The organism is Paenibacillus sp. FSL R7-0302 (genome assembly GCF_038006885.1).
Classification (GTDB): domain Bacteria; phylum Bacillota; class Bacilli; order Paenibacillales; family Paenibacillaceae; genus Paenibacillus_AQ.
The window spans coordinates 1,027,525-1,041,725 of record NZ_JBBOWB010000002.1 but is presented as its reverse complement, the minus strand read 5'-3'; the positions used below and the strand labels follow the sequence as shown (position 1 = coordinate 1,041,725).

Sequence of the window (14,201 nt, the reverse complement as noted above, 5' to 3'; positions counted from 1 at the left end):
GCCCCCCAGTATCTGCTAATCGGCAAATTGTTAATATATTGATATTACTATATTTCTAATTACCACCACAGACCTTACAAAAACCACATCGCTTAGTTAAGATCCTGTCACATTTTTGTCTTGGCAGACGTTATAGGTTTATTATTATCTTAATATTCGGGAGATGGGGAGAATCGTACATTGAAACTGAACCTGCATAAACCACAACAACGTTATATCCTCATCTTGTTACTGCTGCTGGTCTTCCTGCCTGTGCCTTTTATACATAAAGCGATGACTAAGCTAAGCATTACCGGCCTTGACGGAGTCGAATTCAAGACAGATGCCTATGCACTGACAGCGGACCATAAGCTAATGCTGGATAAAGACATCGCTGAACGGATTCTGAATGCACGTATCGGCTGGGAGAAGGAGGCTTCGCTCCCCAAGGGTGTGTACTATAAGGATCATGTGGCGGTACTCATGTATCACCATCTGACGAAAGACCCGTTAATGCTCTATCCCGGCGTATTACCCGCAGCACAGTTCGATGAGCAGATGCAGCTCCTGATGCAGGAGGGCTTCCATGTCATTACGATGAAGCAGTACCGGGAATTCATGCTGGACCGCGCGCCGGTTCCCGATAATGCGGTTCTATTGACGTTCGATGACGGCTATGAGAGCTTTTACAAGCTGGCGTTTCCCATTCTGCAAAAGTACGGCTACACCGCAGTGAACTTCATCATTGTCTCTGATGTAGACAACACTAGTAAGCGTCAGGTGCCCAAGCTGACCTGGGAGCAGATGCGGGAGATGAAGCGCGCCGGAATGGGCTTTTATAATCATACGTATAATTTGCATTATTACGCCGAAGTCGATGCAGAGGGCGGCACCCGCCCGGCGGCGAGCTCCCTGCTGTACATTCATGATGAGAACCGGAATGAACTGAATGAAGAATACTACAGAAGAGTAACCGGGGACCTGGCTCATGCAGAGCGCAGGCTGAAAGAAGAATTGGGCAATACCGATTCGGCTATCGCTTTCCCTTACGGCTCCTATAACGACAAGCTGCTGGAAGTCTGCGATTCACTCGGCATCCGTCTGAAATTCAATATCGGGCTGGGCCTGAGCTCCAGAACCACACTGAACGCTCCACGGATCAATGAAGGGAACCGGACCCTAACCCCAGAGCTGTCCATCCAGCAGCTGAAGCAATTCGAGCCGCCGATGATTCTGACCGTGAATGGGAAGAAGGTTCTCCTTACCGGAACTCCGCCGGAGCTGCGGAACGGGAAGGTCATGGTTCCGCTGGATGCGCTATGCTCCGAGCTAGGCGTAGCGATGCATTACGACCGCAGCAGCGCGGTCCTGAAGCTGACGCGTCTTTAGCCAGAACAAGGCCGGTTGAGGCCGCGCCTACCCCTTAGCCGCCTGACGCACCATAGGCTCACGGCCTAAGGTTACCCGGTTCTTGCCGGTGGCCTTGGACAGGTAGAGGGCCTCGTCCGCCTCGCGGTACAGGTCCTCGAAGGTCACATCCGTGCGATCCGTAAAAGCAATGCCGATGCTCACCGTAAGCTGGATGTGATGCCCCCCGTCCAGCTCAACGATGTGCTCGCCCATAGCGGTGCGGAAGCTCTCCGCCTCCTTCAAGGCCGCAGCTTCGCTGCCGGCGAAGAAGCAGACGGCGAACTCTTCGCCGCCTACGCGCCCGGCAATTCCTTTGTTATGATATACCCGCATAATCTTGCCAGACAAATCCAACAGTGCCTGATCACCGGCCATGTGTCCGTATGTATCATTAATTAATTTGAAATCATCGATGTCGAACAGCAGCAAGGCCATGCCCGCGCCGATCTGTGCGGAATAATTCTGCACCAGCCTCATGAAATGCCTGCGGTTGTACAGCCCGGTCAGATCGTCCACCGTGGCCTGATACAGCAGCTCCCGCTCATAGCGCTTCTTCTCGCTGAGATCACTGAATACCAGCAGCATTCCCGTACTCTTCGCCCGGACCTGCTCTGTGGCAATGAGCACAACCCCATAGCAGGACCCGCTCCGGCCGGGAGGCTCGATTTCGAACTGGCCTTCCCTCCGCTCCGCATAGCAGGCCGACAGCTGCCCGTGCTGCCTCAGCAGCGGTTGAATGCTAGTGCCCATCCAGGTCTCCGGCTTCTCCTCCAGCAGCTCAGAGAGCATAGCAGCAGCAGCCTCATTGATATCCATTATGTAATCGTAGCGGTCCGTCAGGACGATACCGTCCTTCATATTCTCGAAGATTTTATTCTTAGCCAGCGGATATAAGGACAGTCTGGGATCGCGGAACAAGGTGAGGTAAGCGGCCACGATGGGCGGCAGGTAGGTGAAGGCCGTGAAGCCTGTAATCGTAATGTGCAGCAGCGGAAGCAGGAACACCGCCAGGACCGGCACCAGCAGACTGAATAACAGCAGCGCATTATGGCGGAAATAATACCTGGGACCGTTCAGGAGGGAGATTGCCAGCAGATATACAGCATACAGTCCGAATAACTGATCGTACGCGATGAGAATCATGCTGAGTACCGTGGGCTTCACTACGATTCCGGTAACACCGGCTACCGTAGCCAGTCCGACCTCACTGCGCATCAGATGATGGTAAGAGTCGGTGAAGATCAGCAGCACATCCACCGCCACCGGGATACAAAAATAAATAAGCCTCTTGGACAAACCCTCAGAGGAACGGGATACATACTCTTTAATAACCGCATAGGTGAAGATCGCACTCAAAAAAAGCGGGCCCTGCTGCACATTCTTCCACCATAGCTTCGCCTCGAAGGAATCCGTTAGAATCTCTCCGGCCGTAGCAGCGAAGATCATGCTGACCAGCAGCATCAATATCCATAAATAGCATCTTCCTGGTGTATGTCGGTGCTTGTAAGAACCGATGCCCATGTAGAGACTTAGAACGCTGCCCATTACCAAGTAAAACGGATAACCCTGCATCCACGGCATGTCATATTTCTCCTATTTTTGAGATTGCTTTGCCTTATTATATCCTACTCTTTCGCACAAATGAATCATCCTGCCAAAAAATACTACCGGTACCTAAAGTACCGGACAAAACAAAAGAGGATACTCCTTCACCATCTGCATGGATGCGGGAATATCCTCTATAGCAATACCATTATTTCTTCTGAGCGAGACGTTGTTTGAACTTGTCAACGCGGCCGCCAGTTTCGGTATCTCTTTGTTTACCTGTGTAGAACGGGTGGGATGCAGAGCTGGAGTCTACACGGATTACCGGGTAAGAGTTGCCGTCTTCCCATTCCATAGTTTCACCGGATGATTTGGTGGATGAGCTAAGGAATTTGTAGCCTACGCTAGCATCGAAGAAAATAACCTGGTTGAACTTAGGGTGTATGCCTTGTTTCATTGTAGTAACCTCCTTTCCGTACGGATACAACTTATGAAGAATTATTGAAGCCATCTCTTGGTCTATTTGAAAATCCGGTTAGACAAAGGGAGATGCGTAAATCTTCCGATTTTTACACGCCATACTATCATACGTGAAATGAGCCGCTGAGTCAAGAGCCTGTCCTAGAGCGATTTCACCATTCCGCCGTCGATCAGCAGGGACTGTCCGGTTATATAAGTATTGGCAAAAGAACCGAGGAATACCGCCGCCTTGCCGAACTCCTCCGGCGTGCCGGTTCTTCCCAGCGGAATCGCCTTCAGGGCTTCCTCCTGAATCTGCGCAAGTGTGATGCCCTGCGCGTCCGCCCGCTTGCCGTCAAGCTGGAGGATCCGGTCTGTGCCGATCCGTCCGGGGGCCAGGCTGTTGATCAGGATGCCCTCCGGGGCAAGCTCTGTAGCCAGGCTCTTGTTCAGCGCGCTCACGCCTGCGCGGAACACATTCGAGAGAATCAGCCCCGCGATGGGCTGCTTGATCGAGACCGAGCTGATGCTGACGATCCGCCCTCCCCCTGCGCTGCGCATATGCGGCAGCGCCTCGCGGATCAGGCGGACCGCGCTCATCAGCGTAAGCTCGAAGCCGCCGCTCCAGTCAGCGTCGGCCATATCCCCGAAGCTGCCGCCCGGAGGCCCGCCGGCGTTCGTGACCAGCACCTCCAGGCCGCCGCCGAATCCGGCGGCCGTCCGCACCGCCCGGGCAATCTCCTCCGGGCGGGTCACATCCAGCTCCGCTACGGCGACCTCCTGTCCCGTAGCCTCACGGATCGCCTGCCGCGCCGTCTCCAGCTGCGGCAGGCTCCGGCTCGCAATCGTCACCCTCGCCCCTTCACGGGCATACTCCAGGGCGGTCGCCAATCCCAGCCCCTTACTCGCTGCCGCAACGAGCACCGATTTCCCCTCAAGACCCAAATCCATCGTCCAGTCCTCCTGTCAGATTGGTTGCAGGACTTCCTGCTCCCACTCATTATACATCGTATTCCAGTTCCTTTTTGGCCTGGACAATGAAATCCAGCGGATTCTCGATAGTGTCCGCCGCATATTCCACTGCACCGATCTTCAGCCCCAAGGTGACCTTGTACTTGCCGGAGAACTCCGAGTCATTCAGCTCCTGCAGCCGCTGTTTGATCCGCTCAATGACAATCTTGGCCCCTTCCCGGTCCGTGAAGAGCAGGAGGCCCCAGGTAGCATCCTCCTTGTCCAGCAGATACAGCGCGTCATTGGTACGAATGCTCGACTGGCTGAGCTGGGAGACATCGTAGATGGCTTCGGACAGCTGCTCTTCCGGGATCAGGCGGCGGATTTCATTCCAGTACTTCACCTTCACCACAAGCAGCGTCAGCGGGATTTTATAACGGACCGAGATTCCGGTGAACAGGCTGGCGTCCTTCTGAAAAGAAATGCTGTTGCGCAGATCCGTATTCTCATCCACCGCAGCCAGATTATTCGTGCGCTTCAGCAGCCGTTCATTCTCTGCCTGCAGCTCACGGGTGCTGGAGGTGAAGACCCACAGCACCACCGTAAGCAGCGGGGTCATAATCAGCCAGAAATACGTCTCTACACCAATCGATGCGCCCTGCGATACCGTCTGATAGACCACGAAGAAGCCGTAGCCGAAGACAAACGCCAGATTCAGCGTCAGTCCCGCCGTGACCGTGGTGAAATACGTGACCAGCGCCAGGATGAACGATACATTCAGAATAATAATGTTCTGGACGTAGTTATCCGGTGAGCCCGCGATATATACGATGCAGGCGAAGATCAGAACCAGAAAGGCCAGGAAGCCCAGATCCGAGGTTAGACTGCTGCGGTTACGTCTCACGCTTGATCACCACGTTTCTTCTTATGTTTGCGCAGCATCAGAATCAGCGCCACGACCACCAGCGTCACGATCATCACCGCTGCGGTCACGAAGCCCAGCACATCGCTGCGCTCCATCACCCGCGAGACCAGAGAGTCCGGCTTGGCGCCGGAGACCGTCTTGAAGCGGTAGGCATTCACCGTGCCGTCCTTATCCGCTACAACGCCGTCACCGTACACCCTCCACCGGTCCTTCTCGCTCCCGATCAGCTTGGAGACTACGAAGTAGCTCTCTGAGCTGACCGCAGTGACTGCCAGCAGGCCTCGTCCGCTCTCGTAAGGGGATTCCAGGAGCTGAAGCGTGCCGATGGCGGCTCCGTACTGCTCGTCCAGAGCGATTTTTTCATTGGAGAGGAGGGTTGATCCTTCTTTGTTATACTTGAAAAAGAGCTTGCCGTTGTTGTCACGGATCACCTTGTTATTCTTATAGGTCCCGATTGCAATGATATTGTTGTCCTTCAGGTTATCCGCTGCTGCGTTATTGCTGTAAAAGTGGACATCACCGGTATTTCCTCCGGCAAACTGCCCGAGCATATTGAAGACATTCCCGAGGCTCCGGTAGGTGTAATCATCCCTCTCCTTCGGCAGCACCACCGCCACACGGTTGAAGATGCCGTCCCGCAGGAACGGATAAGGGTAATTGCTCAGCAGGAGGTCGGTGCGGTCCTTCGTGTTCAGGCGCATGAGCGATTCCTTGCTGATATAGGCCCACGGCATCTCCTCTTTGTTCGGAGTACACAGCATACTCGCAAGCTCCAGATCGAACGCCACCGTCACGGTGAAGTTGCCGGAGATATTCAGGCTCTGCGGCACATTCAGATTCAGCACATCACCGTTGGCCAGCTCCTTCGTCAGCTTCTTGCTGCCGATGGGCGTATTATTGATGCTCACCGTCACCAGGGAACGGTTGAAGTCCAGATTCGCCGCATACCGGAAATCCAGGCTGATTCTGCCGTCATCCGCAATGGAGCGGTTGGACGGGAGAGAGACGAAATACGTCTGCTCCTGATGATTCGGCCCGGTGAGCTTGTCCCCCGTCTCCGTGAACGTAATGTTCGAGCTGATGGCCGGCGCAGGGTTCACTACATCGGTAGCACCAGTAACAACCTTCAGATCCTTGCGGAGCTGGCTCACCAGCTCCCGGCTTGCCATCAGCCGTCCGGCCTTGATCAGCAGGCTCTCGTCCCTCGAGGTCACCACCAGCGTAGGCAGGGAATCCTTGTTCACCAGCTGAATGACCGCATGGGTGCCGAGGTCATCCGCCGTACTTACCAGCTTCTTGATCCTATCGGGCAGATGATCATACATAGCTACCAGCACTACTGCACTCTTGTCCTTGACGGTATCCTCGCGGTAAGGCAGCAGCGGAATGGTTCTGTCATTCAGCGTGTTGCCTTTGGCGAATCCCGAGAGGGCGTAAGTAGCACTCTCCAGCTCTGCTCCGCTGGCATTCTGCGGCACGGCGAGCAGGCTTTGTTCATTTTTTACCGTATCCATTCCTGAGAATCTGGCACTGAAATCCTGAATGCCTCCTGTAATGGCCTTCGGTGTATAATTCACAGCAATGTTCGAGGTGTTGAACAGATGCAGCCAGCTGTCCTGCATATCATCGATATTGCACAGCTCATAACCGCCCGTTGTGGTTCTCAAGCTCCCCAGTATCCGCAGCGTATTGCTGCCCTTCGTCAGGAAGCCTTTGGGCGCCTCTACACTCAGGCTCTGCTGCCCGTTATTGTCCAGGGACGGCCGGAAGGAATAGAACGGAATGCCGTTCAGCGACAGTGTTACGCTCGACAGCTTATCCTCACTGATCTGTGAGGTCTGGAATTGCAGATTGATCATCACTTTATCCACATTCCAGTAATCCATGACTGTGAAGAACTGCTGCTGGGAGCTTGCGCCCCTCAGCGAGACATCGCTGGTGAACAGCGTCTCATACGTTGCTCCGGCTTCACCGGGAAGCACCGCCGCCTGCGCCGCAGGAATTTGAACCAGGAAGAGGGAGAGGCAGAGCAGCACTGTTAGGATCTGTTTTTTCATCATGTTCCGTATCTCCTGTATATCTTATTTCTGGACCTCCGGCGCACTAGTACCGCTCGGTTTTGTACCACTTGACTTCCCGTTTGAAGATAACGTCTTTGAAATAGTTGTACAGCCCGTAAGCGGCCACTACCATCCAGAGCTGGCAATACGAGACGTACATCAGCAGAATGATCCACAGGTTCGACAGGCTCATCTCGCCCTTCTCCGTGGTCAGGGTAACGAAGATCCCCACCACGAACAGCACAATGGCGAGCAGCCACAGGAAGCTGCTGAGCCCGGCGATGGTGGTATGTACATACCCCATGGCATGAAGCACGAGCAGAATATCCGAGGTGACCAGCGAGATCAGCAGCAGGAAGTAGATCGAGACATAATACAGAATATCGAAGCGGATCTTGACCGCCTTCCGGTCGAACAGAAGCGGAAGGTTCTTCACAATGACATAGATATTGCCCTTCGCCCAGCGTGTCCGCTGCTTGAACCATACCTTCACTGTCTGCGGCTCCTGCTCCCAGGTGACCGACTTCGGCTGGAACTTGATCCGGTAGCCCATCATATAGATGCGGAAGCTGATCTCCGTATCCTCGGCAATTGCCTTCACATCCCAGCCGCCGATGCTCTCGACAATGGTCCGGCGCATAATGAAGTTTGTTCCCGGGATCGTACAGAGCTTGAACAGCTTCCAGCGCCCTGCCTGCGCCATCCACTGGAAGGACAGCGTCTCGATATTAATGAACCGGGTCAGCAGGCTGGCATTCCGGTTGCGGGTTCTGAACTTGCCGATCACCGCCCCCAGGGAGGCATCATTCATAATCTCCGCCACCAGGTATTTCAGCGCCGTGCGCTCCGGCGTATTGTCGGCATCATAGATCGCAATCAGCTCCCCGCTGCTGCGGGTGAAGCCGATGTTCAGCGCATTGGATTTCCCTTTGCCGCCTGTGACGGCGTCCGTATTGATAATGATCAGCTTGCGCTGCGGATTCCGCTCCTGGATAGCAGCCAGCAGCTCAGCGCTGTTGTCTGACGAATTATCATTGATGACGATAATCTCATACCGGTCATGCGGGTAATCCAGTGCCAGCAGGGATTCCACGGTTTTGCTGATGACGACCCCCTCATTGTGGGCAGGAACCATAATCGTCACCATGGGATGCTCCCCGGTAATCTCAGGCACCGGTTCGTTTTCCGTTTGAATGTAGTACAGATACCCCGCTATAATCAGCATCACATTCACCAGCAGCAGGGACCAGATACAGATGACCGCGATCACCATCAATACGTCTGAGATCGTCATAGTATTCTCCTAAACTCGCTATATTTTTCCCGAATTACTTGTTCAAATATTTCCTGCGGTACAGCCTGTAACCGATAGTGAGCAGGCCGCCGAACAAGAGCAACGCAGCCAGGATCACGATGATGAAGAATTGATTCTGCACGCTGAACAGCTTGTTGAAGCTTGTCGCCTGCTTCTCCTTGTACTGGAAATCAACGGCGACCTTCTGCGGGGTATAATCGACATCCAGTGTGTTGCCATCCAAGCGGATCACCCCGTCAGCAGACTCAAGGGTGTGCATATCCGTGCGGACCGTATGGGCCTCCTGCTTATAGTCTGCGAAGGTATACCATTCCGCATTCAGATTCTGCAGAAGTTCCTCCAGCCCGCGCTCATCCTCCGGCAGGTCCAGCGTCACCGCCGTATTCAGCGGAAGCTCCGGCATCGCCTTGCCTGTTCTGCCAATTCCCTGCAGCAGTGCCGGGGGCAGACTGTACAGAGAGGAAGAGAAGGGCGCTGAGGTGTCTGTCTGCTCCATATAATGGGTCTCTCCGTCCGGGAAGAGCACCGCCGAATTGAAGAACCCCATGCCTGCGGCAGAATACTCCTTGTCATACGTCCAGTAGCTCTCGGCAGCAACGCCGAGCGGTGCCACGCCCCCTTCCGCCAGAACATTAATGAACTGATTCATCTTCCCGCGCAGGGACCGGTCATTCGAATTGATCGGCGGTCTGACCGCAGGGGCATTGACCACGATGCTGCCGTTGCGGGACTGGACGGCTCTGAGCGCCTCCAGATACCGCTTCATCGCGGGGAAATCCGTATTCGCGAATACCGGACGGACACTGGCGATGAAGGGAATACCGCTTCTATACAGGCGGTCTGCCATCTGCTCCAGCAGGTTCAGATCCGAGAAGGGATAGATCTCCTTGATTACCAGATACATCTGCGGCTGTGCGGTATAGTGCAGCCAATCCTTCAGCACATAGGCCGCAGCTATGGCTGTGAAATCGCCCTGCTTCAGATAAGGCAGGTATGCGGTCCGGCCGCTGCTTACCGCAAACGGCGCCTGCGCCCCCGCATCTGATGAGGACCACGTTCCATAAGAACGCCCCGCGTCCGAAGCGGTTATATAAGGCATCCCTTCGGCCTCCACCGGAATTCCGGTGAATCCGCCGATGGAGAGACTTGCGCCCGCTCTATGCCATACCCCGGTCTTCAGCCGCAGCGTCTGCTGCATTCGGGCAGGCGGTCTATATCCAACATGCAGCATAGCCCCCTTATACCCGGCAGCCTCCTGAAGGTAGGCTTGATTCGTAATCTCAAGCTCATCATTGTTAATCACAGTGATCACGCCGGAATAGCCCTTCATGCCGCCCGGCTCATAAGAGGAAATAGGCTTCAGCGTAACCTGTGCGCTGTAGGCGGCAAGCAGCCGTTGCAGCTCGGCCACATTCCCTTGCTGGCCTGAATTATTCGCCAGACTGTCGAACAGCAGCAGAATCCGCTGCGCCGGAGCCGGAGAAGCATCAGCGGATGCCGGACCGGCAGACCGCAGCAGATCACCCGCCAATACAATGAACAGCAGAATGACGATCCCTCTGCGTCTCACATGCCCACCCCTTTATTCAGTGCCGGATATTCCTTGAGCGGCCGTGCAGACGGCGCGGACGGTGCAGAGGGCACCGATCTGCGTGATGAGATGCCGCGGCCGATTACGCTGGCAGCCGTCTGGAAGATGATCAGGTCGAAGGCCAGCGTGAACAGGAATTCATGCTTGGCAATATCCGCGTCACCTGCCCCGATAATGGAGACCACGATACCCGACAGTCCGACCAGCATGGTCGCCAGAATCACCAGCAGACGCTGCATGCCCCGGAAATCCCGGGTACGGATGGACCGGACGAACGATGGCATATAGACCCCTATCGTTACAGCCATCCAGAGCAGAATGAAGGCAAAGGGACGGGGCGCCAGCTTCTCCTTAAGTGTGCTGTACAAGCTGAAGAAATGACTCTGCGCCCGGAACTCCTTGCCTGCGGACTGCTCGTAGTTCCCCATGGCCGCCGGCTTAATTTTATAGGCACTCTCAGCAGCCGTATCCAGAATCGAGCCCAGCTCATTCGGGTGAGAAGCATAATAGGTCAGAATGGAGACGAAGCCGTAACGGCTGTAGAAATTTTTATCCAGCAGCTCGGATTTCACATCCACCGTCCCGTATTGGTCATAGTACGTATTCTCTTTGAGAATTGCGTATTGTTCATTGATTCCGAAGGAGCCAAGCGCCGTCTCCGGGTTCTTGGATTCCATCAGCACCCCGCGCGTCATCGCATGATACTGGTTAATATTCACGAACTCTTTGGAGATATTAAGATACGTCGCAATTCCGGCGAACATCATCAGACCGGCCGACAGGAGCGTGACCCAGCGGAACAGCTTATCCCGGCGGATCAGCACCAGCGGAACTGAGAGCAGGGAAATTACCATCCCCACCGGAGCATTCTGCTGCTTGGAGGTGGTCAGGATCAGGGTGCTGATCAGCAGGATCGCCAGCATGGCATAATCGTTGTATCTCTTCCGGTACAGCAGCAGCCAGGAGGCGAACACCAGAATCATGGTCACCATCACCAGGCTCTCGCCGAAGAAGGAGCTGAAGTAGTTGGTATAACCCGTATCCCCGAAAATGAACACCGCAAGAGCCGCGACTGCCATCCCCCGCTTAAGTGACATTTTCAGCGTGATTGCTTCAACCAGCAAGTAGACTGCGGCAACATACAGCACGGTGTAGATGGCAGCCTGGAAGCGGATATCGAAGACCTCGCGGCTGAAAAACAGCTTGTTGACGAAGATCGCCAGCTTGATGAACAGGGACTGGGAGGAGACCACCATCGTGCTGTTCTCGTTGAAATATTGAAAGATTCCGAACTGCTTGACGAAATAGCCGAAGTACTGGCTGTCATAGTCCGGAGCATTGAAATACAGACCGTTGCTATATATAATCCGGTAAAAGTCTCCGTTATCTGCCATGCCGATATAAGGGGAGGTAAACAGCGAAATAGCCGTCACCAGCAGCACGCAGAATGCGGCGGCAAATGCCGGAGTAATCCGAAAGCCAGCTAACGTGATACCGGGCCGGGTGGATGTAAGCTCTAGGTTGTTTATCATTCCGATTCCCCTTTTGGTTATATTATGGAGCCTTATAGGAGTAAGCCAGCAGTGCCATCAGGTTATCAAAAGAGTATGCCTGCCCGGAGGCAGGATCACCGAAGCCGCCATATAGCGGACTCACTGGATCTGTCACCCTGAATTCATTCATCCGTTCTATACTGGACTGATAGAGGTCACCATCCTCCAGCACGGCTCCAATCATGGCTGTGAGCGCATAGACCGCTGTTGAACGGATATCATTAGCCGGCTTGCCCTCACGTGTATATTGTCCGAATAAGGTTCCCGCTGCGACCTGAGCTTTGATGTAGCTGATGCTGGCCGGCTTTTGACGGCCGGTCTCTGCCAGATGAAGAATAGTCAGCAGAGATTCTACCGAGTTGATGCCTTCAGAGCTGTACTGTCCGCTCTGGTAATCGAAGCGGGTCTCATAGAATGGAAAAGAATCGGACAAATATCCCTCCTCTAAAATACCGCTCATATTCTTCAGCAAATTCTCTTGTAATTCGCTAGATATCGACAATTTCTGCAATACACTCAGATCAATATAACACAAAGTTACGAAGCTGTTGACCACTTTCAAATAATTGTCATAGATGTCATAAATGTAACCTTTTTTAGTATTGTTTTTATAGAAACGTTCTCCATATTTATCAGCTTCTCTGGTATATTCCGGCTGGCTAAATGCCTGCCCTGCCTCATATAACGCTCCGATCATCCGCAGGTCATCCACCGCTGCATTCACGGGATAACGCTTCTGCTGCCTGGGACTGTAGCGGTAGCTGAAGCCGCCCTCCATATCGAAGGTTCTGCGGGCCGTCTTCCACTGCCGGTCGAACAGCTCCTGATTGCGGGTCCTGACAGCAGTCTCCATCAGGAGAGACGCGGACTCGCTCAGAATCTCATGGCCTGTAGCCACCTCTGCCGCTTCAGAGGTCTCCTTCAGATTCGTATATACACCATCGGGTCCTGTAAGCTGCGTATTTATGAAATGAAATAATTCCCGCTGTTCCACTGTAGGCTCAAGCTGCGGCGCTTCATCCGGCCGTGTAGTCTCTGAAGGAGAGGCTACCGGAGTATAGGGAGAGGATGGTGCCGGCCCGGACTGATCGCCGCCGCAGGACGTTAGCAGGAGCAGCGACATCCCCAGAACAGCAGCCTTGCTATATCTGTTTTCCAATCGATCACATCCTTAAATGACAACTACCAATTGATCCATACTAATATAACGGTAATTATTGTCACATTATTTACTGTTTCTTCAAACATTATGTGCCGCTATCACATATTTCTCCTTTTCCGCCAGAAAAAGAGCCACTCCATGTCTTAACGACTGGAACAGCTCTTATGAATGCTTAGGTATTCTCTATCTCTAGCTCTCTTTAATTCTCCGGTACGTAGCCTCATCAGCGACGATGTAGAGTCTAGCGTCTGCCGGAATCGCCTGGTCAAGCTTACGGTTAATGCCCAGATCGCCCCGGTCGGACAACAGGGTCGCCCCCTGGCGCAGCAGATCCTGAAAGGCCTCTCCATAGGTTGTCCAGCCGCTGCGGCGGGGAATCTCAAAGATATCATCCCCGTGCTCGCGGCTGAGCAGCTGAGTAATGACCTCTGAATTGCCCTCCTGCAGGGCAGAGCGGACGGCCAGTCTGGAGATGGCATCATGGGAGAGCACGAACTCGTTCACCTGCACATGCTTGAAGTTCTGAATGTTCTTCTCCTGCATAATCTCTACGGTAGTATGTACCTGCGGGGCAATCCGCTCAATGCTGGAAGCAATCAACAGCGACTTGCCGTCGCTTAAGGAAGCTTCGTCAATACGGGTGTCGCTGAACACAATCGCTGCTCTGGCGCTCCCGATATTCGCCTTCAGCAGAATGTCATCGCTCGCAGCATCGCCGCTGATGAAGTGGACCTGCTCCATGGATTCCAGCGGATGCCGTCCGTTCTCATCAATAATGACTACTTTGCATTCCCCGTCGTAACACAGAATCTCATCCACTGCCGCCTGTGTCTTGCGGTTCCAGTTAATCAGCACCACATGATTGTGCCCGTGAAAGGTCAAGGTTCCGGCTCCTCTCCTGCGCTGCATCTCGCCCATGGCATCGATAATCTTGCCGATCACCAGACTGAGCAGACCGATGCCAAAGATATATAAGAAAATCGTAAACACCTTGCCGGTGACGGTAGCGGCAAAGTAATCGCCATACCCGACGGTAGCCATGGTGGTCATTACCCAATAAAAGGCGTTGAACCAGCTATGAAACGTATCCGGCTCCAGCAGGAAGGCGATGGTTGCGCTCAGAAGAATGAAGGCCAGAATAATAAAGGCAATGGACTTCTTCTTGAGATGAAGCAGCTTACCGGATAATTGGATTAGAAAATGCAATGCTCATCCCTGCCTCCCGGGTGAATTGAGCCGGCGGGCAGCAGC

11 protein-coding genes are annotated in these 14,201 nt (G+C 53.8%); 1 reads left to right on the top strand and 10 read right to left on the bottom strand.

Annotated features, from left to right (window positions below; translation table 11 throughout):
- Window positions 1–180 precede the first annotated feature (180 nt).
- Window positions 181–1,368: a polysaccharide deacetylase family protein gene (locus MKY96_RS30430; RefSeq protein ID WP_340946307.1), complete on the top strand. Its 1,188-nt coding sequence runs from the start codon at window positions 181–183 to the stop codon at window positions 1,366–1,368.
- 27 nt (window positions 1,369–1,395) lie between these two features.
- Here MKY96_RS30430 and MKY96_RS30425 read toward each other — a convergent pair whose 3' ends face one another.
- The 10 genes from MKY96_RS30425 to MKY96_RS30380 all read right to left on the bottom strand — a co-directional run bounded on the left by MKY96_RS30425 (window position 1,396) and on the right by MKY96_RS30380 (window position 14,156).
- The gene (locus MKY96_RS30425; protein WP_340946305.1) at window positions 1,396–2,970 is read right to left on the bottom strand and encodes a sensor domain-containing diguanylate cyclase; all 1,575 of its coding nucleotides are present in this window, start codon (window positions 2,968–2,970) and stop codon (window positions 1,396–1,398) included.
- A 172-nt stretch (window positions 2,971–3,142) separates the two neighbouring features.
- Window positions 3,143–3,391 (bottom strand): type B 50S ribosomal protein L31, encoded by a 249-nt coding sequence (locus MKY96_RS30420; RefSeq protein ID WP_036722727.1) that lies wholly within the window; start codon window positions 3,389–3,391, stop codon window positions 3,143–3,145.
- 164 nt (window positions 3,392–3,555) lie between these two features.
- A complete protein-coding gene (locus MKY96_RS30415; RefSeq protein WP_340946303.1) occupies window positions 3,556–4,344 on the bottom strand; it encodes an SDR family oxidoreductase in 789 nt (262 codons plus the stop codon).
- Between the two features lie 49 nt (window positions 4,345–4,393).
- Complete coding sequence (locus MKY96_RS30410; protein ID WP_076081509.1) at window positions 4,394–5,248, bottom strand: diguanylate cyclase domain-containing protein; 855 nt, start codon at window positions 5,246–5,248, stop codon at window positions 4,394–4,396.
- On the bottom strand, window positions 5,245–7,329 hold the full coding sequence (locus tag MKY96_RS30405) for a cellulose biosynthesis cyclic di-GMP-binding regulatory protein BcsB (RefSeq protein ID WP_340946302.1): 2,085 nt from the start codon (window positions 7,327–7,329) through the stop codon (window positions 5,245–5,247). Before MKY96_RS30405 ends, MKY96_RS30410 begins: the two co-directional genes overlap by 4 nt.
- Window positions 7,330–7,372: 43 nt before the next feature.
- A complete protein-coding gene (locus tag MKY96_RS30400) occupies window positions 7,373–8,623 on the bottom strand; it encodes a glycosyltransferase family 2 protein (RefSeq protein WP_340946301.1) in 1,251 nt (416 codons plus the stop codon).
- Between the two features lie 34 nt (window positions 8,624–8,657).
- A complete protein-coding gene (locus MKY96_RS30395; protein ID WP_340946300.1) occupies window positions 8,658–10,214 on the bottom strand; it encodes a hypothetical protein in 1,557 nt (518 codons plus the stop codon).
- Window positions 10,211–11,767 carry a glycan biosynthesis hexose transferase WsfD gene (gene wsfD / locus MKY96_RS30390; RefSeq protein WP_340946299.1) on the bottom strand — a complete coding sequence of 519 codons (1,557 nt, stop codon included), beginning with the start codon at window positions 11,765–11,767 and terminating at the stop codon, window positions 10,211–10,213. Before wsfD ends, MKY96_RS30395 begins: the two co-directional genes overlap by 4 nt.
- A 22-nt stretch (window positions 11,768–11,789) precedes the next feature.
- A complete protein-coding gene (locus tag MKY96_RS30385; protein ID WP_340946298.1) occupies window positions 11,790–12,947 on the bottom strand; it encodes a hypothetical protein in 1,158 nt (385 codons plus the stop codon).
- Window positions 12,948–13,139: 192 nt separating this feature from the next.
- Complete coding sequence (locus MKY96_RS30380; protein ID WP_340946296.1) at window positions 13,140–14,156, bottom strand: potassium channel protein; 1,017 nt, start codon at window positions 14,154–14,156, stop codon at window positions 13,140–13,142.
- Window positions 14,157–14,201: the final 45 nt, after the last annotated feature.

Excerpts from the sequence above, each read along its gene's own strand:
- MKY96_RS30415 (WP_340946303.1), bottom strand. The coding sequence starts at position 4,344 with ATGGATTTGGGTCTTGAGGGGAAATCGGTGCTCGTTGCGGCAGCGAGT.
- MKY96_RS30405 (WP_340946302.1), bottom strand. The coding sequence starts at position 7,329 with ATGATGAAAAAACAGATCCTAACAGTGCTGCTCTGCCTCTCCCTCTTC.
- wsfD (WP_340946299.1), bottom strand. The coding sequence starts at position 11,767 with ATGATAAACAACCTAGAGCTTACATCCACCCGGCCCGGTATCACGTTA.
- MKY96_RS30425 (WP_340946305.1), bottom strand. The coding sequence starts at position 2,970 with ATGCCGTGGATGCAGGGTTATCCGTTTTACTTGGTAATGGGCAGCGTT.
- MKY96_RS30400 (WP_340946301.1), bottom strand. The coding sequence starts at position 8,623 with ATGACGATCTCAGACGTATTGATGGTGATCGCGGTCATCTGTATCTGG.
- MKY96_RS30420 (WP_036722727.1), bottom strand. The coding sequence starts at position 3,391 with ATGAAACAAGGCATACACCCTAAGTTCAACCAGGTTATTTTCTTCGAT.